The organism is Pseudomonas khavaziana, from assembly GCF_036704165.1.
Classification (GTDB): domain Bacteria; phylum Pseudomonadota; class Gammaproteobacteria; order Pseudomonadales; family Pseudomonadaceae; genus Aquipseudomonas; species Aquipseudomonas khavaziana.
In genome coordinates this window covers 3,612,197-3,634,425 of the sequence record NZ_CP129946.1, presented here as the reverse complement: position 1 = coordinate 3,634,425, position 22,229 = coordinate 3,612,197, and the positions used below count along the sequence as shown (strand labels likewise).

20 protein-coding genes are annotated in these 22,229 nt (G+C 59.4%); 9 read left to right on the top strand and 11 right to left on the bottom strand.

What is annotated here, in order from left to right:
- The first annotated feature begins 12 nt into the window (after positions 1 to 12).
- Together QYQ93_RS16070 and QYQ93_RS16065 are read left to right on the top strand one after the other, a co-directional pair.
- Positions 13 to 792 (top strand): nucleotidyltransferase domain-containing protein, encoded by a 780-nt coding sequence (locus tag QYQ93_RS16070; protein WP_338477267.1) that lies wholly within the window; start codon positions 13 to 15, stop codon positions 790 to 792.
- Positions 785 to 1,234: an NUDIX hydrolase gene (locus QYQ93_RS16065; RefSeq protein ID WP_338475028.1), complete on the top strand. Its 450-nt coding sequence runs from the start codon at positions 785 to 787 to the stop codon at positions 1,232 to 1,234. The genes QYQ93_RS16070 and QYQ93_RS16065 overlap by 8 nt, the downstream gene beginning before the upstream one ends.
- Here the strand turns inward: QYQ93_RS16065 and QYQ93_RS16060 are convergent.
- The gene (locus tag QYQ93_RS16060) at positions 1,231 to 2,283 is read right to left on the bottom strand and encodes an FAD-binding oxidoreductase (protein ID WP_338475027.1); all 1,053 of its coding nucleotides are present in this window, start codon (positions 2,281 to 2,283) and stop codon (positions 1,231 to 1,233) included. The genes QYQ93_RS16065 and QYQ93_RS16060 overlap by 4 nt on opposite strands.
- 13 nt (positions 2,284 to 2,296) lie before the next feature.
- Positions 2,297 to 2,857 carry a cysteine hydrolase family protein gene (locus QYQ93_RS16055; protein ID WP_043051659.1) on the bottom strand — a complete coding sequence of 187 codons (561 nt, stop codon included), beginning with the start codon at positions 2,855 to 2,857 and terminating at the stop codon, positions 2,297 to 2,299.
- 372 nt (positions 2,858 to 3,229) lie between these two features.
- Between QYQ93_RS16055 and QYQ93_RS16050 the strand changes: the two genes are divergently transcribed.
- Together QYQ93_RS16050 and QYQ93_RS16045 are read left to right on the top strand one after the other, a co-directional pair.
- Positions 3,230 to 6,733: an AAA domain-containing protein gene (locus QYQ93_RS16050; RefSeq protein WP_338475026.1), complete on the top strand. Its 3,504-nt coding sequence runs from the start codon at positions 3,230 to 3,232 to the stop codon at positions 6,731 to 6,733.
- 144 nt (positions 6,734 to 6,877) lie between these two features.
- On the top strand, positions 6,878 to 9,076 hold the full coding sequence (locus tag QYQ93_RS16045) for an OsmC domain/YcaO domain-containing protein (protein ID WP_338475025.1): 2,199 nt from the start codon (positions 6,878 to 6,880) through the stop codon (positions 9,074 to 9,076).
- Positions 9,077 to 9,602: 526 nt separating this feature from the next.
- On the opposite strand, the gene QYQ93_RS16040 is transcribed toward QYQ93_RS16045, so the two are convergent.
- The 5 genes from QYQ93_RS16040 to QYQ93_RS16020 form a co-directional block, all read right to left on the bottom strand.
- On the bottom strand, positions 9,603 to 10,769 hold the full coding sequence (locus tag QYQ93_RS16040) for a cystathionine gamma-synthase (protein ID WP_338475024.1): 1,167 nt from the start codon (positions 10,767 to 10,769) through the stop codon (positions 9,603 to 9,605).
- Positions 10,766 to 12,142 (bottom strand): cystathionine beta-synthase, encoded by a 1,377-nt coding sequence (locus QYQ93_RS16035; RefSeq protein WP_338475023.1) that lies wholly within the window; start codon positions 12,140 to 12,142, stop codon positions 10,766 to 10,768. The genes QYQ93_RS16040 and QYQ93_RS16035 overlap by 4 nt, the downstream gene beginning before the upstream one ends.
- A gap of 280 nt (positions 12,143 to 12,422) precedes the next feature.
- Entirely contained in the window at positions 12,423 to 12,905 is a 483-nt protein-coding gene (locus QYQ93_RS16030; RefSeq protein ID WP_338475022.1) for a VOC family protein, read from the bottom strand.
- Between the two features lie 54 nt (positions 12,906 to 12,959).
- On the bottom strand, positions 12,960 to 13,361 hold the full coding sequence (locus QYQ93_RS16025; RefSeq protein WP_338475021.1) for an ester cyclase: 402 nt from the start codon (positions 13,359 to 13,361) through the stop codon (positions 12,960 to 12,962).
- Between the two features lie 16 nt (positions 13,362 to 13,377).
- Positions 13,378 to 14,583, bottom strand: a complete 1,206-nt coding sequence (locus QYQ93_RS16020; RefSeq protein WP_338475020.1) for an MFS transporter — start codon at positions 14,581 to 14,583, stop codon at positions 13,378 to 13,380.
- A gap of 94 nt (positions 14,584 to 14,677) precedes the next feature.
- Here QYQ93_RS16020 and QYQ93_RS16015 point away from each other — a divergent pair, with 94 nt between their 5' ends.
- From QYQ93_RS16015 to QYQ93_RS16005, 3 genes are all read left to right on the top strand, one after another.
- Complete coding sequence (locus tag QYQ93_RS16015) at positions 14,678 to 15,571, top strand: LysR substrate-binding domain-containing protein (RefSeq protein WP_043047767.1); 894 nt, start codon at positions 14,678 to 14,680, stop codon at positions 15,569 to 15,571.
- 109 nt (positions 15,572 to 15,680) lie between these two features.
- A complete protein-coding gene (locus QYQ93_RS16010; protein WP_043047765.1) occupies positions 15,681 to 16,103 on the top strand; it encodes a hypothetical protein in 423 nt (140 codons plus the stop codon).
- A 211-nt stretch (positions 16,104 to 16,314) separates the two neighbouring features.
- Positions 16,315 to 17,529, top strand: coding sequence for an aldose 1-epimerase family protein (locus tag QYQ93_RS16005; protein ID WP_338475019.1), 1,215 nt, complete (start codon positions 16,315 to 16,317; stop codon positions 17,527 to 17,529).
- Positions 17,530 to 17,633: 104 nt separating this feature from the next.
- Here QYQ93_RS16005 and QYQ93_RS16000 read toward each other — a convergent pair whose 3' ends face one another.
- Positions 17,634 to 17,957, bottom strand: a complete 324-nt coding sequence (locus QYQ93_RS16000) for a thioredoxin family protein (protein ID WP_043047762.1) — start codon at positions 17,955 to 17,957, stop codon at positions 17,634 to 17,636.
- A gap of 310 nt (positions 17,958 to 18,267) precedes the next feature.
- On the opposite strand from QYQ93_RS16000, the gene hchA reads away from it, so the two are divergent.
- Both hchA and QYQ93_RS15990 read left to right on the top strand, forming a co-directional pair.
- Complete coding sequence (hchA, locus tag QYQ93_RS15995; protein ID WP_338475018.1) at positions 18,268 to 19,146, top strand: glyoxalase III HchA; 879 nt, start codon at positions 18,268 to 18,270, stop codon at positions 19,144 to 19,146.
- A gap of 23 nt (positions 19,147 to 19,169) precedes the next feature.
- Positions 19,170 to 19,862 (top strand): PA1136 family autoinducer-binding transcriptional regulator, encoded by a 693-nt coding sequence (locus tag QYQ93_RS15990; protein WP_225924374.1) that lies wholly within the window; start codon positions 19,170 to 19,172, stop codon positions 19,860 to 19,862.
- A 108-nt stretch (positions 19,863 to 19,970) separates the two neighbouring features.
- Here QYQ93_RS15990 and QYQ93_RS15985 read toward each other — a convergent pair whose 3' ends face one another.
- The 3 genes from QYQ93_RS15985 to QYQ93_RS15975 form a co-directional block, all read right to left on the bottom strand.
- Complete coding sequence (locus QYQ93_RS15985) at positions 19,971 to 20,723, bottom strand: class I SAM-dependent methyltransferase (protein WP_043047758.1); 753 nt, start codon at positions 20,721 to 20,723, stop codon at positions 19,971 to 19,973.
- 488 nt (positions 20,724 to 21,211) lie between these two features.
- Complete coding sequence (locus QYQ93_RS15980) at positions 21,212 to 21,532, bottom strand: DMT family transporter (RefSeq protein ID WP_042955101.1); 321 nt, start codon at positions 21,530 to 21,532, stop codon at positions 21,212 to 21,214.
- Positions 21,533 to 21,608: 76 nt separating this feature from the next.
- Entirely contained in the window at positions 21,609 to 22,055 is a 447-nt protein-coding gene (locus QYQ93_RS15975; RefSeq protein WP_338475017.1) for a carboxymuconolactone decarboxylase family protein, read from the bottom strand.
- Positions 22,056 to 22,229: the final 174 nt, after the last annotated feature.

Below are 22,229 nucleotides of genomic sequence, written 5' to 3'. Positions count from 1 at the left end.
CTCCTGCAAAGCATGGGCGTCGATGCCGACGGGTTTATCCTCACCGTCGCCGATGTTCCCGTACAAATCGAGTTCCAGCCCGTGCTGGCGGATGTCTGCGCAACCCTGTACCAGGCGGCGTTCGGGCTGCATGGGCTTTATCTGTATGGCAGCGTCGCACGAGGCCAGGCCGAGGTCGGTTTTTCTGATCTCGACCTCTCGTTGATCCTCAACGATCCCCCGGATGCCTCGGTGCTCGAACAGCTTGAAGCGGCCCGAACTGCCTTGGAGCAACGGCATCCGCAAGTGACCAAGATCGACTTCGATATCGGTCATCGCGTTCAAGTGTTGGCACCGGAAAATCGCAACAGTTGGGGCTTCTGGCTCAAGCATCATTGCCGCTGTGTATCGGGCGAAGACCTTGCACCGCACTTCGACCCGTTTCGCCCGTCACGCGCCATCGCCATGGCGGTCAATGGCGACTTCGAGCAAGCGCTCACGGCGTATCTCGTGCGTATCGAACAGGCCGGCACTGAACACGCACGTCATCGCCTGCAGCGTGAAGCATCGCGGGCCTTGATCCGGGCCACCCACACCTTGCGCGCAGACGATGCCCACATGTGGCCGCACGCCCTGGAAGAGTACGTCGCGCTGTTTGTTCAGCAGTACCCCTCGATGCGCGTGCAAATCGCGTACTTCCTGTTTGAAGCGCGTAATCCCAGCGCTGAGTGCGAGGTGTTTTCCATGCGGCTGCGGGTGTTTTTGAGTTGGATGGTTGCGGCGCTCAGGGAAAGGAATCAATCAAATGCGTGAACGCAAAGCCGCACGACTAATGGTGATAAGCCCTGCAAAGCAGGTGCTGCTGTTCCGCTTCGTGCATAAAGACGGCGCATTGGCTGGCAGGAATTACTGGGCTACGCCGGGCGGTGGTGTTGAAGCCGGGGAAACCTATCACAGCGCCGCAATCCGTGAACTGCGCGAAGAGACCGGCATCACTGTCAGCGGCGTTGGCGAATCCGTGGCAGAACGCAGTTTCCCATTGATGCTGCCCAGCGGCGAAACCGTGTTGGCGATCGAGCGCTATTTCGTGGTGCGGGCGCCCAGCGAGGCGCTGTCCAGGGCCGAGTGGACGGCTGAGGAGACCCAGGTGATGGCGGATCATCGTTGGTGGTCGGCAGAGGCGCTGCGCACTACGACGGACACGGTGTGGCCGCAGGGGCTGGTGGAAATGCTCGAGGACGCCGGCGCCTTCTAACCGTTTTCAGGTTGGAAGAACCGCTCGGGCCTGCAAGGCGCCAGGGCAGGGCAGATCCTATCCTCCATGATCTCTTCGCTGGCAAGACGCCCCACTATGGCTGCCAGCGTCACACCAGGATGCATCGCGCAGACGTACACCCGGCTGATGCCTGGCAAGTCGCCGATAATCGGTACGCCATCGGCCGGGATAGGCCGCAGCCCGACGCAGGCCAATTGTGGCTCGATGAACGTGACCCCTTCGAGTTCATCCGCAATAGCCTGGGCGGTGCGCCGAGCGATGGCGGCCGCCTGGTTTTCCGGGGCGTCGCCCAGATAGTCTTCGGCTGCCAGCCAGGTACCCTCTGCACTTTCGCGCACCTCCATTGCAGGGTTGGAAATAAGCGTGCGCACGATGCCGGGTGGGGCGTTGTAGCGGATAAAGATCGCAGGAGAGGCTTCAATCGGCAGGGGCACACCCAATAGCTTCGTCAGCGCGGGGATCCCGGTGCCGGCTGCGAGCACCACCACGTCGGCATCGATGACGCCCAGGCTGGTTTCAACGCCGGTGACCTGTGAGCCGTGCATCCTGAAACCCAATACCCGGGTGTGTGTCAGCAGCGTGGCACCGTGGGCCTGGGCACCTTCCATTAAGGCATGGGCGGTGTGTATCGCGTCGAGTGCGCCTTCTTCGGCTTTGAATTGGGCCTGCTCAGGCGGGTTTCTCAAACGCGGCTCAAGTGCCTGGATACGCTGGCGAGTGATCCGTGAATCCGCCCCAGGCTGAATGTCTGCGCCGTAACACAGGGCGCCTGTCCAGCGAATTTTCACGGCGGGCAGCTCATGCTCCAGGCGGTGATACGCGTCAATCGCTGCACTGCGCAACGCGGCAATGGGGTCGGGTGCGTCGTGGGTCGTGTTGAGCCAGGCAAATGAGGTGGCCGTGACCCCGGACGCGACTTCGCCGGCCTCGACCACCGTCACATTCGCGCCCTTGGCGGCCAGGTGATAGGCCAGTGAAGCCCCCACGATACCGGCGCCAATCACCACAATGCGCTTACCTTTATGCATATCCGCTTCCTTGTTAATGATTCGCCAGGATCTCGCTGGTCTGGAACACCCTGGCATAGTCCATCGCCAGGTTACTGAGCGACAACGCGTGTACATCTTCAGCCGGCCACAGGCGTCCCGACAAGTCGGTTTGGTCGAAAGTAAAACAGGCGTCCGCCGCCACGATCACATCAAACCCCAGGTTGCCGCCTGAGCGCACGGTGGCCTCCACGGAGTTGTTGGTGATAACTCCGACGATCACCAATTGCCTGATCGAGCGCATGTGCAGCCAGCGCTCCAGGCCCGTGGCGCTGAAGGCATCCGGTACGTTTTTCTCCACCACATGCTCGTGGGCCAGGGGTTGCAGTGCGCCTTGGAATTCACAGCCGGGCTGGCCTGGCCAGAACACCGAGCCCGGAGAACGGGAGATATGCCGCACATGGATGACCGGGCGTTGCGCATGACGCCAGGCGTTAAGCAGTTGCTGTATGCGTAGCTCGGCGTCTGGGTTGTTGCGACGGCCAAGGGCGGGGTCGGCCATGCCTTTTTGCATATCGATGATCACCAGTGCAGCGTTCGTCGCCAACGGTTCCATGGCCTGTCCTTTTGCGGGTGAGGCGCGAAACATAACAGCCGATGCGGGGCTTATACAGTGGCCTGTTCGAAAATATGACGGGCCAATGGCAGTTTGACGCTTGACCGTTATTCAACTGGCCTGGCGCAATCTAAATGTGGGAAGGGGCTTGCTCCCGATAGCGGTGCGTCAGTGAGCTTATTTGTCACTGATCCACCGCTATCGGGAGCAAGCCCCCCACAGAAAATCACCCTGACCCTCGGCGCTTGCTGAGCGCCAGGCAATCAGCGAATGGCTCTGGATTGGCCATCTGGCTGCTGAAACGCTACCCTCGTTCTCAATTCCCCAACCACCGACCGTAACAGTGAGTCACGGTCTGCATGAATCAGGACGATGAACGATTATTCTCTGAAGCTCGCGAACTACTGGCGAAACTCCCTGGCCGATGCCGAAAACGGCAATGGCGCTTTATTCAACAGCCATGTCAAAGCCTATACGGTCTTGCCCATGGCCGCCTTGGCCGCGGGCTGTTTGCCGGCTGAGCAGGTGGAGCTGCTATTTGCCGGCGAACCAGCGCAGTTACTACACGTCGGCGTGACCTTACGACCGTTTGTCTATGCCTCGCGTCCGGAACACCGCAAGGCGCGCAATGGGTTGCCGGCGTTCATCACACCGATTCTTTGCCGTGTGTCGGTCACCCGCGACGGGCGCATCTACGCGACCGGGCCGGCGTTGGTGCCGCGTGACATCCTCGAGCCGTTGGATCATGACAATTTCACCCTCGGGGCGCAGTACGACCTGGACCGCTTTCTGGCCACCCAAGAGGCGCCCCGGTTCGAACCGCCTGCCTCCGGTACCGACGTGGACCCGGAGCAGTATCGCGAAAAGTGGATCAGCTACCTGCGCTACTGCAAGAACATGTTCCACACGGTGTGCAACGCTTGGGACGGTGTGGAAGACGGCTTCGACCCGGTCAACTACTGTTACCTGTTCAAGGAGCAGAAGGCTGACGGTTTCAGCATCAACATCGTTGCGCTCTACGATCACCTGCGTGCCAGCAAACCCGATGTGCCATTGTTCGAGCGATTTGCACAGCGTGGCCCCACCGCCGATGAGCCGTGCCTTGCGGCCAACAGCCTGTTCGCCAGCCGACGCGGGCATGCCGGTGACGAATACGCGCTGGCGCCTGCCCAGCGCGACAGCCTGGCGCACCTTTTGGCCGGGAACGCCGGGGATATACTGGCGGTCAACGGGCCCCCGGGCACCGGGAAAACCACCTTGGTCCTCTCTGTGGTGGCCTCGCTCTGGGCCAAGGCTGCCGCAGAAGGCGGCGAACCGCCGGTGATTGTCGCCAGCTCGACGAACAATCAAGCGGTCACCAATATCATCAAGGCGTTCGGTAAAGACTTCGCCGCGGGCACCGGGCCCTTCGCCGGGCGCTGGTTGCCCGACATCAATAGCTTCGGCGCTTACTTTCCCAAGGCCTCGGCGGAAGCGGAGATGGCGCGCACTTACCAGACCAAGAGCTTCTTCCTTGAGCTTGAGTCGCACGCCTATCTCGACAAGGCCCAGCAGGCTTACCTGGGCCGCGCGGCGATGGCTTTTGCTGGCGACCCGCAACCCACGCTGAAAAATACCGTGGACAAGCTCCAGGCCGAAATTCGCCTGCGCCAGCAGCAACTCGCCGCGATCGAGCATACTTGGCCACGGCTGGTGGCTGCCCGCAAAGCTATTCAGGATCTGCTCGGCAATGATCCACGGGCGGCCATCGGCCGCCTTGAAACCCAGCAGCGGTTGCAGACTGAACAGCTGGCGAACACCCAGGCACGCTTGAAAGACTTCAAGCACTACCTGGCCCATGAATCGTTGATCTACACGCTGTTTGGCTGGTTCGGCCCGATTGCCGCCAAGCGCTTGCGCCTGGCCAAGCTTCACGTCGATGAGGCAGACACTGAGCTGCAAAGCGCCATCGATGTGCATGACATGGAGCGCCGCCTGACCGCCGCCGTGGGCCACGCCGCGCAAAGCCTGAGAACACTCCAAGCTCAGCGGGAGCGGGTGGACGAGTTGCTGCGCGGCGAGCAGCGCGAGCTGTTGAACTGGCAGGCGGTGATTGGCGTATTACCCCGCGCGGTCGGCAAGCCTGCCGCACAGGTGACGCTGGAGGACTGTGATGCCTGGGCGGACACTTCGTTGCGCTTCGAGACCTTCCTGCTGACCACCCATTATTGGGAGGGGCGTTGGTTGATGGAAGTCGCCGAGGAGTTGCCGCTGATCCTCAAAAGCCGTAAAAAAAATGGCCGCAAGACCCTGGAAACAAACTGGCGGCGCTGGATGAAGCTCACGCCCTGTGTGGTCGCGACATTCCACCGATTACCGGGCGAACTGTCGTGCAGCCGTCGTGATGGCGATGGTTATGTCAAAGACTATGCGCTGAATTTCATCGACCTGCTGATCGTCGACGAAGCAGGCCAGGTGCTTCCCGAGGTGGCGGCGCCGTCTTTCGCCCTGGCCAGGCAAGCTCTGGTGATCGGCGACACTCAGCAGATCGAACCCATCTGGTCGATACCGGCAGCAGTGGATATCGGCAATTTGCTCAGCGCCGGGCTGTTGTCACGCAGCAGCGTGGACGACGATTACGAGGCGTTCTGTGACAGCGGGCGCAGCGCCGCCAATGGCAGCGTCATGGCGATTGCGCAGTCGACCAGCCGCTATCACTACGACCCTGACCTGGCGCGCGGCCTTTACCTCTACGAACACCGCCGTTGCTATGACTCGATCATCGATTACTGCAACGCCCTCTGCTACAAGGGCAAGCTGCAACCGCGCCGGGGCGCCAAGCCCGAAGGTGGCTTGCCTGGGCTGGGCTACCTGCATATCGACGGGATGTGCCAGCAGAAACAGGGTGGCAGCCGTCATAACCTGCTTGAGGCACAGACCATTGCTGCCTGGATCAAGGCCAACGAACAGCAGCTCGTTGAGCGCTACGACAAAGCGCTCTGGGAGATTCTTGGGGTGATAACCCCCTTCGGCGCCCAGACCCGAGCGATCATCGAGGCGTGCAGCGCATTGGGCATTCGCACCGGCAAGCTCGACGGTGAAATGACCGTCGGTACGGTGCATTCTTTCCAGGGCGCCGAGCGGCCCGTGGTGATTTTCTCGGCGGTGTACTCCAAGCACGCCGACGGCGCGTTTATCGACCGTCGGGACAGCATGTTGAACGTGGCTGTATCTCGCGCCAAAGACAGTTTCCTGGTGTTCGGCGACATGGACCTGTTCAGCCAGATACCCGCCAGTAAGCCTCGTGGTCGCCTGGCCCAGTACCTGTTGCACAGCCCGGAAAACGCATTGGCGTTCGACTTCCAGCCCCGGGTGGACCTGCTCACGGCGCGCACCGGCTTGAGCCACCTGCATGAATTTGCCGAGCATGACCGGTTCCTGTTGCGCACCCTGGAAACGGCACGCCAGCAGGTGCAGATCGTGACGCCTTGGGTCAAGTTGCGCGGGATGCGCGAAAGCGGCGCCTTGGATGCAATGGTCGGCACGGTGCAGCGGGGCGTGCCGGTGACGGTCTACACCGACTTGCGCTTCAACACCGACATCAACCCCGGCAGGTCCGAAGGCAACCCGGGCAAAATTGCTGAATTCAAGGAGGCGATTGCGGCGCTCAAACAGCATGCCGTACAGGTGCGCGTGGTCAACAAGGTGCACAGCAAGCTGGTGATGGCCGATGAGGAGTTACTCTGCGTCGGCTCATTCAATTGGTTGAGCGCCGCACGTTCGGGCGATTACGTGCACCACGAAACGTCCATGGTCTATCACGGGCCGGACGTCAGCAGTGAGCTGACCATCAACCGCACGAGCCTGGCGCGACGCCTGAGCTCAAGCCAGCCTTAGCCTGGCGCAATGCTATGCCAGGGGCCACAGGCTGCTGGCATAGCGACACCGATCGGCAGCCCACACGCAAAACCCTGAGACTTCCCGGCGAAAATCTTCATAATGGCGGCCAATTCGTTTAGCTCGTTATTCTGGTGTGCCCGCATGGAAATTAAGGTCAACTTTCTCGACAACCTTCGGCTTGAAGCCAAGTTCGATGACTTCACGGTCATTGCCGACCAGCCCATCCGCTACAAGGGCGATGGTTCGGCACCGGGGCCATTCGATTACTTCCTGGCTTCGTCGGCGTTGTGTGCGGCGTACTTTGTGAAGTTGTACTGCCAGACGCGCAATATTCCCACGGAGAATATTCGTCTGTCGCAGAACAACATCGTCGACCCGGAAAACCGCTACAACCAGATTTTCAAGATCCAGGTCGAGCTGCCTACGGATATCTCCGACAAGGATCGGCAGGGCATCCTGCGTTCCATCGACCGATGCACCGTGAAGAAGGTGGTGCAGGCCGGGCCGGAGTTTGTGATTGAAGAGGTAGAGAATCTCGACGCCGACGCCCAGGCATTGCTGATGCCCAACTCGACGTCTGAGGCCGGCACCTACATCGCCGGCAAGGACCTGCCGCTGGAGCAGACCATCGCCAACATGTCCGCGATCCTCGCCGGCCTGGGCATGAAGATCGAGATCGCTTCGTGGCGCAATATCGTGCCCAACGTCTGGTCGCTGCATATCCGCGATGCCCATTCGCCGATGTGCTTTACCAACGGCAAGGGCGCAACGAAGGAGGGCGCCCTGGCGTCGGCGCTGGGCGAGTTCATCGAGCGGCTCAACTGCAACTTCTTCTACAACGACCAGTTCTGGGGCGAGGAGCTGGCCAATGCGCCGTTCGTGCATTACCCGGATGAGCGCTGGTTCCAGCCGGGCAAAAATGACGAGCTGCCGAGTGAAATCCTCGATGCCTACTGCCTGAAGATTTACAACCGCGAGGGCGAGTTGCGCGGTTCGCACCTGTTTGACACCAACTCGGGCAATGAAGCCCGTGGCATTGTCTCGCTGCCGTTCGTGCGCCAATCCGATGGCGAGGTGGTGTATTTCCCCTCCAACCTGATCGAAAACCTCTACCTGAGCAACGGCATGAGCGCCGGCAACACTTTGGCCGAAGCCCAGGTGCAGTGCCTGTCGGAGATTTTCGAGCGGGCGGTGAAGCGCGAAATCATCGAAGGCGAATTCGCGCTGCCGGACGTACCGGCCGAAGTGCTGGCCAAGTACCCGAGCATTCTGGCGGGCATTCAGGGCCTGGAGGCCCAGGGCTTCCCGGTGCTGGTCAAGGATGCGTCCCTGGGCGGTGAATTCCCGGTGATGTGTGTGACCTTGATGAACCCGCGTACGGGCGGGGTGTTTGCCTCGTTCGGCGCGCACCCAAGCCTGGAAGTGGCGCTGGAGCGCAGCCTCACCGAGCTGCTGCAGGGCCGCAGTTTCGAAGGCTTGAACGACCTGCCGCAGCCGACCTTCGAAGGCCAGGCGGTCACCGAGCCGAACAACTTCGTCGAGCACTTTATCGACTCCAGCGGCGTGGTGTCGTGGCGCTTCTTCAGTGCCCAGTCCGATTATGAATTCGTCGAGTGGGACTTCTCCGGCCACGGCGAAGATTCCAACGCCCAGGAGGCCGCGACGCTGTTCGGCATCCTTGAAGGCATGGGCAAGGAGAGCTACATGGCGGTGTACGAACACCTGGGCGCCACCGCCTGCCGCATCCTGGTGCCGGACTACTCGGAAATCTATCCGGTGGACGACCTGATTTGGGATAACACCAACAAGGCGCTGTTTTTCCGCGAAGACATCCTCAACCTGCACCGCCTCGACGAGGACGAGTTGCAGGCACTGGTCGACCGCCTGATCGAAAGCGAGCTGGACGACTACACCGATATCACTACCCTGATCGGCATCGAGTTCGACGACAACACCGCGTGGGGCCAACTGACCATCCTGGAGCTGAAGCTGCTGATCTTCCTGGCCCTCAAGCAGTATGACGAGGCCAAGGAATGCGTGGAGATGTTCCTGCAGTACAACGACAACACCGCCGAGCGTGGCCTGTTTTACCAGGCGATGAACGCAGTGTTGGAGATGGAGCTGGATGACGACCTGGAGCTGGCCGACTACGAAGCCAACTTCCGGCGCATGTTTGGCAACGAGCGCATGGATGCGGTGATCGGCTCGGTGGACGGCAGTGTGCGGTTCTATGGATTGACGCCGACCAGCATGAAGCTGGAAGGACTGGATCGGCATTTGCGGCTGATCGACAGCTATAAGAAGCTGCATGCGGCCCGGGCCAACGTAAGCCTTGGCTGATTTACACTGTCAATGTGGGAGGGGGCTTGCCCCCGATAGCGGTGGGTCAGTTGCAAACAAGCTGACTGATGCACCGCCATCGGGAGCAAGCTCCCTCCCACATTTTTGATCGATGTTTGATGTTAGATGTATGCCAGGGCTCGGGCTGAATTCGCGCGCAGGTCCTCCACATTCTCAACCCGCACTGACATAATCTCGAGCTGATTGCGCATTCAATGTGGGAGGGGGCTTGCTCCCGATAGCGGTGGGTCAGTTACAAATAAGCTGACTGATGCACCGCCATCGGGGCAAGCCTCCTCCCACATTTTTGATCGATGTTTGATGTTAGATGTATGCCAGGGCTCGGGCTGAATTCGCGCGCAGGTCCTCCACATTCTCAACCCGCACTAACATAATCTCGAGCTGATTGCGCATTCAATGTGGGAGGGGGCTTGCTCCCGATAGCGGTGGGTCAGTTGCAAATAAGCTGACTGATGCACCGCCATCGGGAGCAAGCCCCCTCCCACATGTTGCTCGATGTTTGGCGTTAGATGTGCGCCAGGGCTTGGGCCAGGTCCGCGCGCAGATCCTCCACATCTTCAACCCCCACCGACAACCGCACCAACCCATCGCCAATCCCCAACTGCGCCCGCGTCGCCGCCGGGATGCTCGCATGGGTCATGATCGCCGGGTGTTCGATCAGGCTTTCCACGCCCCCCAGGCTCTCGGCCAGGGCGAAGATCTTGACGTTTTCCAGGAAGCGCGTTGCACCGGCCAGGTCGCTGTTCAAATCCACCGAAATCATCCCGCCAAACCCGCGCATCTGTTGTTTTGCCAACTCGTGCTGTGGGTGGGATTTCAAGCCTGGGTAGTGAACACGCGATACCTGTGGCTGTTGTTCCAGCCAGGTGGCCAGGTCCAGGGCATTGCTGCAATGGCGCTCCATGCGCAGCGCCAGGGTCTTTACCCCGCGCAAGGTCAGGAACGCGTCGAACGGCCCGGCAATGGCGCCCACTGAGTTCTGCAGGAAGCCCAAGCGTTCTGCCAGATCAGGGTTGTCGCCCACCACGGCGATACCGCCGATCACATCGGAATGCCCATTGAGGTACTTGGTAGTGGAGTGCACCACAATATCGAAACCCAGCTCCAGCGGCCGCTGGATCCACGGGCTGGCGAAGGTGTTGTCGGCCACGCAGATAATCCCGCGGGCACGGCAGATGCGCGCAACGGCGCGCAGGTCGGTGAGACTCAGCAGCGGATTGCTCGGGGTCTCGACCCAGACCATGCGCGTGTCGTCCTGCAACGACGCTTCAAAGGCCGACAAGTCGCTCAGGTCGACATAGCTGAAACGGTGCCCGGCGCTGCGCTGGCGTACCTTGTCGAACAGCCGGAACGTGCCGCCATACAGGTCATTACCCGAGACGACATGCGCGCCGGCATCCAGCAGTTCCAGCACCGTGGAAATCGCCGCCAGCCCCGAGGCAAACGCAAACGCCTGGCTGCCGCCTTCAAGGTCCGCCACGCAGCGTTCCAGGGCAAAGCGCGTGGGGTTGTGGGAGCGGCCGTAGTCGAAGCCCTTGTGCACACCGGGGCTGTCTTGCAGGTAGGTGGAGTTGGCGTAGATCGGCGGCATCAGCGCGCCCGTGGTCGGGTCGGGTGACTGCCCGGCGTGGATCACACGGGTGGCAAACGCGCTGTTATCGGGCTGACTCATGCAAGGGATCTCCGTAGGTGGTTAAGCAGGTCGACGCGGGTAATCAGGCCATGGAAGCCTGAGGCGTCAGCAATGATGGCGACCAGGCCGCGATCCAGTTCTGCCTGCAGTTCGGCCAGGCTGGCGCTGGGGGCCAGGGTGTGCAAGGTATCGGTCATGGCGCTGGCGACGGTCATGGAAAAATCCGCGGCGTCGTGGTGCAGGCCCAGCAGGATGTCGGACTCATCGATGACGCCCACCAGCTGTTGGCCGTCTACCAGCACCGGCAGTTGCGACACATCCGCCAGGCGCATGCGCTGGAAGGCGGTGAGCAGGGTGTCATCGGGGCTGACGCTGATCACGCGGCCGTCTTCGAAGCGGCGGGCGATCAGGTCGCGCAGGTCGCCGTAGTGCTTGTACTGCAACAGGCCGGCGTCGTTCATCCATTGGTCGTTGTAAACCTTCGACAAGTACCGCGTGCCGGTGTCGCAGACGAAGGTCACCACACGCTTGGGCTCGGTTTGCTCACGGCAGTAGCGCAGGGCGGCGGCGAGCAGGGTGCCGGTGGACGAGCCGCCGAGAATGCCTTCGGCCTTGAGCAACTGGCGGGCGTGGTCGAAGCTTTCTTCATCACTGATGGAGTAGGCGTGGCGCACACTGGAGAGGTCGGCAATCGAGGGGATGAAGTCCTCGCCGATGCCTTCCACGGCCCAGGAACCGGGGGTTTCCAGCTGACCGCTGCGGCTGTATTCGGCCATCACCGAACCCACCGGATCGGCCAGCACCATGGCGAGCTCTGGCTGCACGCGCTTGAAAAAGCGGGTCAGGCCAGTAAGGGTTCCGGCCGAGCCGACGCCCACCACAATCGCGTCGACATCATGCTGGGTCTGCGCCCAGATCTCCGGCGCGGTGCTGGTCTCGTGGGCCAGGGGATTGGCCGGGTTGTTGAACTGGTCGGCGAAGAAGGAATCCGGAATATCCTTGGCCAGGCGTGCAGCAACGTCCTGGTAATACTCGGGATGGTCCTTGCCCACATCGGAGCGGGTGATATGCACCTCTGCGCCCATGGCCTTGAGGTGCAGGACTTTTTCCGTGGACATCTTGTCCGGCACCACCAGCACCACCCGGTAACCCTTGGCCCGGCCCACCAGCGCCAGGCCCAGGCCGGTATTGCCGGCGGTGGCTTCGATGATGGTGCCACCAGGACGCAGGCGCCCGTCGCGCTCGGCGGCGTCGATCATCGCCAGGCCAATGCGGTCCTTGATCGACCCCCCGGGGTTTTGTGATTCAAGCTTGAGAAACAATGTGCAAGGGCCAGTGTCGAAGCGGCTGACCTTGACCAGCGGTGTGTTACCGATCAGCTCCAGTACGGCAGGGCGTGAAGGTGTTGGCATGTCGTCACCTGGTTACGGGATGGGCGTAGGGTAGGGGGACAGCAAAAGGCATGACTTCGAACATAGGCCGGTATCGCCCAGGTCGCAACCTGGCGGTCCGATGCATGACTTTTTTTGGCGCATGGGTGACGCGAGGCGGGCCTAATGTGGGAGCTCGATGAAGAGCATATGTGGGAGCTGTCGAGCCCCAGCGAGGCTGCGATGGCGGCGGCACTGCTGGCACGTGTGGTGGCTGACCCACCGCCGTCGCGGCCTCGCTAAAGCTCGTGCCGCTCCCACATCAGTCACCGGCAATGGCGGCTTCGATAGCAGCAATATCAATCTTGGTCATCTTCATCATCGCCTCAAACGCACGCTTGGCGACGGCGGTGTCCTTGCTGGTCACCGCATCGACCAACACCCGTGGCGAGATCTGCCATGACAGACCCCATTTGTCCTTGCACCAGCCGCAGGCGCTTTCCTTTCCACCATTGCCAACGATGGCATTCCATAACCGATCGGTTTCCTCCTGGTCGTCCGTGGATACTTGAAAAGAAAACGCCTCGCTGTGCTTGAACGCCGAACCGCCGTTCAGGCCGATGCACGGGATGCCCATGACGGTGAATTCCACCGTCAATGCATCGCCCTGTTTACCGGAGGGGTAGTCGCCAGGGGCGTAGTGCACGGCGTTCACTTTGCTGTCGGGGAAGGTCTTGGCGTAGAAGGTCGCCGCCTCCAGGGCATCGCCGTTGTACCAGAGGCAGATGGTATTTTTGTTGTTCATCGCAAACTCCTCGGGTTGATAGGAGTATGAAGTCTAGACGAGGGTGCCGCCCTGTCAGCCGGCGTTCCCTTTCAGCTGATGGGCGACCGCTGCCTTATCGATCACCGACCAGACGCGAGCGAATTTCCCGTCGACGCATTCATAGAAAACGTTTTCGTCAAACACGACAGTTTTGCCGTTGATCGGCAGCCCGAAAAACTCGCCCCTGGGACTGACCCTGAAGTTCAGCCGACTGGCGACGGTCGGCGGGTCGGCAACCAACAGCTGAATGCGGAACACCAGGTCGGGGATTTCCCGGAAGTCGCGCTCCAGCATCGCCCGGTAGCCCTCCAGGCCAACCGGGCTGTCGTTGTAGGTCACATCAGGATGGACAAAATCGCCCAGGTGCTGCCAATCCTGACGGTTCAGACAATCGATATAGCCTTGGTAGAAGTTGGCGAGTTGGTCGCGGGTCATGGGCCGTTCTCCTGGTTTAAGCGCGCTCGTCCACTATCGCCGGCAAGCGGATGTCCCCGCAAGTGCGTGACTGGGTATGCCGCGAACGCCAGCTCAAACCCAGCACCATCAGCAAACCCAGGCCGGCCATCAACGCGCCAGCCAGGGAAATGGCCGGGTAGCCCAGCCCTGCGTTGATCACCGCGCCACCCAACGCCGCGCCAATCGCATTACCGAAATTGAACGCACCGATGTTCATCGCGGAAGCCAGGTTAGGCGCATCCTTGGCGGCTTCCATCACACGCATCTGCAACGGCGGCACCAAGGCAAAACTGGCGGCGCCCCACAGCAGGATCGACAAGGCGGCGGGCAACGGCCATTGCATCAGCACCGAGAAGGCCAGCAGCACGGCAATCAACACCACCAGCGAAGTGATCAAGGTGCGATCCACCGAACGGTCCGCAGACTTGCCTCCCCACACATTACCCAGGGTCAGGCCGACACCGAACAGCACGAGCATGCCGGTGACGAAGTTGGTCGAGGCGTGGGTGACGTCACGCAGAATCGGTGCGATATAGGTGAACACTGTGAACATTGCACTGGAACCCACCACGGTCAGCGCCAGCGCAGCCAGCACCGGCCCGCGCCCCAGTACGCGGATTTCGGCCATCAGGCTGCCACCTTTCGGCGCGGGAGCATTGGGCAATGCCCACCACAGCGCCGCCATCACCACTGCACCTAACCCGCTGATGCCCCAGAACGCCGTGCGCCAACCAAAGTTCTCGCCAAACCAGGTGGCCAGGGGCACACCGCCAATGGTCGCCAGGGTCAGTCCCAGGAACATCGCGGCAACGGCCCCCGCGCGCTTCTCCGGCGCGACCACACTCGCGGCCACAATCGAGCCAATGCCGAAGAATGCCCCGTGGTTCAGCGACGTCACCAGCCTGGCAATCATCAAGGTCTGGTAGTTGGTAGCCATCGCCGAGAGCAGATTACCCAGGGTGAAAATCGCCATCAGCCCGATCAGCAGGTAACGGCGTGGCACCCTGGCCGTGGCGAGGGTCATGATCGGCGCGCCGATCAGCACGCCCATGGCATAGGCGCTAACCAACAGCCCCGCGGCGGGAATGGATACGCCAAGATCGGCGGCAATACCGGGCAACATGCCCATGGGTGCGAACTCCGTGACCCCGATGCCAAAGGCACCGATGGACAAGGCTACAAGGGGGGGATTGATACGCATGGTTGACTCCTCATCTATGTGTCAAATGCTACAATCCAGCCTTTTGCAGCAGTAGCCCTTGGTTGGGAACTACAGCTTTGCGCAGGAGGCACAAATGGACATCGGTGGTCGCTCGGGAGAGATGGAAGTGTTCGCCATGGTCGCCGAGCACGGCAGCCTGTCGGGCGCTGCGCGAGCCCTTGGGCTGACGCCATCGTCCATCAGCCGCATCATCACCCGCACCGAACGACGCATCGGTACCCGGCTGCTGCTGCGCACCACCCGCGCCATCACCTTCACCGCCGAAGGCGAAGCCTACCTGCGCGGCGCCCGGCGCATCCTTGCGGACATGGCCGAAGTCGAAGACGCCATCACCGACCAAGGCGCCCCCCGCGGCCGCCTGCGAGTCAGCGCCGCCCTGGCCCATGGCCGTATGACCATCGTGCCGCTGATCGCCGCCTTCAGCGCCCGCTATCCCGCCATCGTCGTCGACCTGATGCTCGGCGATGAAGTCGTGGACATCCTCGGCGGCCAGGCCGACGTCGCCATCCGCTTCGGCCCCCTCGTCGACAGCCCCCTGACCGCCCGCCACATCGGCTCCACCGGCCAGGTGATCGTCGCCTCACCCGACTACCTCGCGCGCCACGGCACCCCGGTCGTGCCGCAGGATTTACTCAACCACAACTGCCTGCGCTTCAACTTCCGCCGGGCGGCGCCTGACTGGCCGTTTCGGGTGGAGGGGCGGGAGTTTTCGTTGAAAGTGACGGGGACGATTGAAGGCAATAGTGGGGAAGCGTTGGCGCAATTGGCGAAGTTGGGGGCGGGGATTGCACGGATTGGGGCGTTCAGTGTGGTGGAGGAGGTGAGGCGGGGGGAGTTGGTGGTGTTGCTGGAGGAGTATAACCCGGGGGATGTGGAGCCGATTCATGCCGTGTTTGTGGGGGGAGGGGCGATGCCGGCGCGGGTTAGGGCGTTTGTGGATTTTTTGGTGGAGCGGCATGGGGTTTGATGAGGTGTGATTGTGGATCTTTTAGACGATGGGTATTTGACCGGCGGATTTCAGCCACAAGTTGGGCGGCACTCCCCTTGAATAAGCGATAACTAATATGGACTCCGCGATGAAAAACTGGATATCTAATACGAAAATTAATGCGCTGTTAGAGGATGGCTCTCAAGAATTTGATGGCGTGAAAGTTAAGCGGGACCTTATAGAGTACTGCGACAGGTATCAAAAAATATATCCTTTTGAAATTCTGGAAGAGCCACTTAACTTTCTGATAAGCAACGTAAATTCAGATGGTAAATATAGGGAGGTGCGAGCACTGCTTAGGATTGCTGCTGAAGAATACTGCATTAGTTTAAACGAGATAGCCGAGGCTCTTCTTGATCTGTTAGATATGCATATCCTTTCTACTGACCAGGCGAAGAAAATTATCAACCACCTTTTCGAAGCATTTTCCTGCAGTGAAAAACCTGAAGATTTCATTCCAAGGGAGGATGCCTATTTGTGCAAAAAACTATTTGCGATTACCTCTAGCTAGCAAATGGTTCAAACCACTCCGGCCGGATATGTTGAAGCCCATGCCGCTCAACCCGTTTTTCGATCCAATCTGCTCGCGATGGCACCGACTCAATCCTCCAATCTCTCCTGGCTCTATGCTGGTGGTTACCTGCATTGTGTCGCTTTTTAAGCTTGCTGAAACGTTTCATCGAGTTTATAAAACCGCTACAACTCCAAGAAAGGCTACCGCCATGACTCCGCTCAAACTCCTCATCGCCCTCAGCACACTGTCCGCTGCCTCCCACGCCATGGCCTGGGATTACGTCCTGCTCGACACCGACAAAGCTGCCCAGAACTGGCAGGTCACCAGCCAGCAACTCGGCATACGAACCGACAAACCCTTCAGCGTCACTCTGCGCACCTTGCACGGCGGTCGGCAGGAGGGCGTCAGCATTGTCGATATCGATAACGGCACGATGAAACTCTCGGTGGTGCCGACTCGCGGGATGAACGTGTTGCAGGCCTCGGTGGGCGATGTGCGCATGGGTTGGGATTCGCCGGTCAAGGAGGTGGTCAACCCGTCGTTCATTGAACTCAATGGTCGTGGCGGCCTGGGCTGGTTGGAAGGTTTCAATGAGCTGGTCACCCGCTGCGGATACGAATGGGTCGGCCACCCCGGCATCGACAATGGCGAACTGCTGACCCTGCACGGTCGCGCCGCCAACATTCCTGCGAACAAAGTCACCCTGCACATCGATGAAAAACCACCGTACGCCATCACCCTGCGTGGCGAGCTGAAAGAACAGGCGTTCAAGAAGGTCGACTTCTCCGTCGCGACCGAACTGGTCACCGAGGCTGGCAGCGTGGTGTTCGCCCTCAACGATACCCTGACCAACAACGGCGACTACCCGAAGGAATACCAGGCGCTGTATCACAGTAACTTCAGCACGCCGTTCCTGGAGCAGGGCGCTCGTTTCGCCGCGCCGGTGAAACAGGTGTCGCCGTTCAACGACAAGGCCAAGGGCGAACTGGCCGACTGGCAAACCTACCGCGCACCCACCAAGGACTACGACGAAACGGTTTACAACGTAGTGCCGTATGCCGATGCCAAGGGCGATACGTTGACGGTGTTGCATAACAAGGCCGGCAGCCTGGGCGTTTCGGTGGGCTTCAATACGCAGACACTGCCGGTGTTTTCCCTGTGGAAAAACACCGATACCCAAGGCCAGGGCTATGTCACAGGGCTGGAGCCGGGCACAAGTTTTTCCTACAACCGCCGGTATCAGCGGCCACTGAACCTGGTGCCTACCATTGGGCCGAAGGAACACAAACAGTTCCGCATCAGCTACAGCTTGTTGGCGGATAAGGCGGCGGTAGATAAGGCCTTGAAGCAGGTGAGCGAGATTCAGGCCGGGCGGGAGACTGAGGTGCGGCAGACGCCGTTGGTTGATTTGACCAAGGGGTAACACAGGTTAGGAATAAACAGAGAATATGAGTGGCACTTACTTAACCTTCTTCGGTTTCAGTAATTGGTTAGCGGTCAAGTAAGTGCTGTTCAGGTTCGTCTATTTTAGTTTCTTATTGCATTAATAGCATTTTCATAAGCGCTCTTAGGATTAACGCCAACTATTTTGCCCGTCACTTCTCCGTGCTTGAAAATTACTACAGTAGGCACATTTCGTACGCCATATTGCGCTGCGGTGGCTGGAGATTCATCAGTATTTACAATGCCAACTGAATAGCTACCATCAGAGGCCTGTGCGAGCTCCTTGATGACTGGACCTACCATTCGGCAAGGGCCGCTCCACGGGGCTGTAAAAAAAATCAGGATAGAGGCTTGTGAAGGAAGCACAATACTATTGAAGTTATCGTCATTAATTTCGATCGCGTTCATTTTCATTCCTCTTGATGAGACAATTATCCACGGTTCAATGATATTGTGATTTCCATGTTGAGCCTGTCTACTGTGAGAGTTGACAGTTGGTTATGTGTATTTGAAGTAAATATAATTCCAATAGGCATCTTTAGATGCAGGAAGACGGGTGAATAAATTCTATTTTCATCATGCGAGCTCTTGACTTTTTGCTCTTCCAGCAGAGCGACTCAGCAATGCTTCGTTTATTAGAGGGAAATCCCTCATTGCAGCACCTCTATCACCTCACTAGCATGAGCCTCGACACTCAGCCAGTTCAGAGGGAAAGCTCATGACGACCCAACAACATGACGACAAGCAACCCACCCCGGATCCTGCAGAAAACAACGCGTTTTTCCCCTCTCCCTATTCCCTCAGCCAATTCACCTCACCCAAATCCGACCTCAGTGGCGCCGACTACCCCAACCCCTACAATGGCGGGCGCTGGAAGGTCCTGGTGATCGGTGCTGATGAGCGTTACCTGCTGACCGACAACGGCACGATGTTCTCCACCGGCAATCACCCGGTGGAAACCCTGCTGCCCATGTATCACCTGGATAAAGCCGGCTTCACGTTCGATATCGCGACGCTGTCGGGCAACCCGGTGAAGTTCGAGTTTTGGGCCATGCCTTCCGAAGATGTGGAAGTGCAGGGCTTTTATGCCAAATACCGCGAGCAGTTCAAGCGCCCGCTCAAGCTGGCCGAGGTGATCGAGAATGCGCTGGGTGAGGACTCGGACTATATCGGCGTGTTTGTCCCCGGTGGGCACGGAGCGTTGATCGGCTTGCCGCAGAGTGCCGAGGTGAAGGCGGTACTGGAGTGGATGGTCGCGAAGGACAAGTTCGTGATTTCGCTGTGTCATGGCCCGGCCGCGCTGCTCGCAGCGGGTGTGGGCGAGTCCAGGGACTCCTATCTGTTCAGCGGTTACAGGATCTGCGCCTTTCCCGATGCGCTCGATGCCAAGACGCCTGATATCGGTTATATGCCGGGCCATCTGACCTGGAAATTCGGCGAGCAACTGCAAGCGCTGGGGGTTGAGATCGTCAATCAGGACATTACCGGGGCGACCCTGCAGGATCGCAAGTTGTTGACCGGCGACAGCCCGTTGGCAGGCAATAATCTCGGCAAGCTGGCTGCGGATGCATTGCTCAAAGCGGTCGCGGCGGGGTGACTGAGGCCACTGCCGAGAGGGCGATGCGCGCCGTTTTCGCTATCGAGGCGGCGCAGACGCTGGAGGCTATCCAGCAGGCGGTGCGTGGTTTCGCCGAGGCCTACGGCTATGATCGGTTCGTGCTGTTTTCCGCCTCGTCAGCGAGTGAAGAAGTGGTGGAGCGTATCTATTGGGTAGAGGGCGATTGGTTCGGTAGTGGCCAGGGTGTGGATGCCCAGACCTATGTGCGTCGCTGCCCGATCACGCGCCATGTGCTGGATAATCGTGAAGCCTTCTTCTGGATCAAGGTGCAGGACAAAGGCGGGGAGCGCTACCACGTGGTTCGTGCACCAAGCGGCCCTGGTGTGCAAGGACTGCAGGTGCCGGTGTTCGGTCCGCAAGGGCTTGAGGGTGCCATGAGCCTGGGCGGCGAGCGGGTGGACGGCTCGGCTAGAGTACGCCTGGGGTTGAGCATGGTCGCCACGGCGGCTTTTTTCTGCGCACACAGGCTGCTTGAGCCGCCGGTGGCTGAATGGGTAGGCAAGCTTTCCCAGCGTGAGCGGGAAGTGCTGGCGTGGACGGCTGCCGGCCGGCGCCAGGCCGATATCGCGGCAACCCTCGGTTTATCGGAGCGCACCGTGGAGAATCACTTGCGCTCGGCGCGCCGGCGTCTTGGGGTGGCGACGACCGCGCAGGCCGTCAGGATTGCGATTCGCAAGGGGGAGATTGAGGGTTGAAGAAGAGGTATTTTGAATACACGTTAGTTAATACACGGTGACGGCCCACAACGCTTGTCCTGGAGCGGACATGGTAAAGCGCTGGGGCAGCATCGACATTTGAAAGAGTCAAACTTTGCGTGCCCAGCTTCCGAACATCACATCGCCGATGTAGATGCCTGAAGAGGCTGAACGCTCCTGATCCAACCGCTCTTGCAGCGTTTCAATGTCGACCTCTTCTACACTGGCCACCCCTAATGCGGTGATCCGCGGTAAGCACGCTCGAACGATGGCGCCAAGGCTGTAGGGTGTATCAGGTGTTTGTATCAGGCATTCAGCCCGCACGCTTTCAACGCTCAAGCCTGCCTGTGTAAAAATGCCGTGCAGATTAAAACCGATGTGTAGATCGGCGCCTTCGCGAGCAATCATTTCCTGTATCCAGGATTGCGCCCTTTTATGCAAAGGGAAGGGATCCAGGCTTGTGGGCACCATCGTCGTATCGTGCTCTTGAAAGACCATGATGCCAGTGGGGCGCAAGTACTTCGACAGCGCACGAATCGTTGCCACCGCATCCTTCTGATACATCAGGACACGCCGCCCAACGATTGCGTCAAAAGTGCCGAGAAAGTCCTGCAGTTCTGAAACATCACACTGCAGAAATTTCAGCGAAGGGTGGTTTCGTGATGCGTTGCGCTGGCGTGCACTGGCGATGGCTGCGGCGTCACGATCGATTCCGATGATCTCTGCGTCATTCTCCACCAAATCACACAACAGAAATGAAACATCACCCGAGCCGCAGCCTACGTCCAGGATTCGCATCCCTTTTGCGATTCCTGCGTCGATCAGTAAGCGTGTGGTGAAGTCGGGTAGGTTGGTCGACATTACTAAGCCTCACTGAGTTTATGAGTAAACGTATCGCATCTTTTTGGCCATCATGCCTCTTCGTAGCGAAAGCTGCCTGCGACGATCCCGAACTCAAAGAGCTGGATTATCTGCTCGGTTACGAGAACGTCAATTCTTATTACCGGGCTTTTCGGCAGTGAGGAAGGTTTCACTCAGTCAGTGGCGACTCTCCAATGCATGAAGTGTGACGGTGGCGGTATGTGGACTGGGATGTCCGTTTCTGGCCGATTGCTGCCTGTCAACAAGAGCAGCAGTCGACCCACTGCTGACGTTGGCGACAGACAGCAATCGGCCAATAGCGGACGTAGATGGCGGATTCGCTTCTGGGCAAAAGCTGCTCTTGCTGAAGGGCAACGGCAACGCTGGCAGGTCGGATGTTGTACGTCACACAGTGCCCCGCAGTTTATTCAGCGGCTGGCCCAGTATTTATCGAATCTAATAAATACCTGCTCACTATCGACTCGGCACTAATTTGCCGTAACCAGTTTGAGACCGATCACGCCTGCCAGTATCAGCATAATGCACAGAATCCGTAACGGCGCGGTGGAGTCCCCCAGCAGCGCCATGCCAATGATAGCGGTACCGGCGGCGCCGATTCCGGTCCAGACAGCGTAGGCGCTGCCCACCGGAAGCGTGCGCAGGGAGATGGACAGCAGGATCACGCTGAAGACGCCGGTTACGACGGTGAGCAAACCGGGGGTGAATCGGGTGAAGCCATCCGAGGCCTTCATTGAGAACGCGAAGGCAATTTCAAGAATGCCGGCCAAGCCGAGAAGTAGCCATGCCATAGAGTGAACCCTCAAGAAATACAGTAGGTGTGTGGCGAGGGGCCTAGCCTCCTCACCACCACTAATCTGCTTCGACTTAAGCCTTGGCGGCCGCTGCTGGAGCGGTACGGAAGGTGATGCCCAGTCGATTGAAGGCATTCATCAAGGCAATGCCATAAGTGAGATCGGCCAGGTCCTTGTCACTGAACTCGGCTGCAGCGGCAGCGTAGTCAGCGTCCGAAACATCACTGGCGGTGACCGCTTCGGCAAAGGCCAGCGCCACACGCTCACGGAGTGTGAAGACTGCGCCAGCGTCATTCCATACGGGCACCAGCGCCAATTTGTCCACGGCCAGGCCTTGCTTGAGCAAGTCTCGCGAGTGCATGTCGATGCAAAAGGCACACCCGTTGATTTGCGAAACCCGCAGGTAGACCAGGTCGATCAGTTCCTTGGACAGGCCGCTATTCTGCAGGTAGACGTAAACCCCGCCGAACGCCTTGTAACCTTCGGGGGAAGCTTTGGTGTAGTCGAGACGTGTTGTCATGGTTAAATCCTGTAGCGGTTGGATGAGACCGCCATCTTGGAGCGCCATGGCCTAGCCCGGAAGATCCATGATCTGGCTTGAATGCTAGACCATGAATGCGTCGTTATGGTCTAGTCGGAATCTTCATTCTTGGCTCTCTGGAATGGATCATGGGATTAGTAGGCTGAAGGCCAT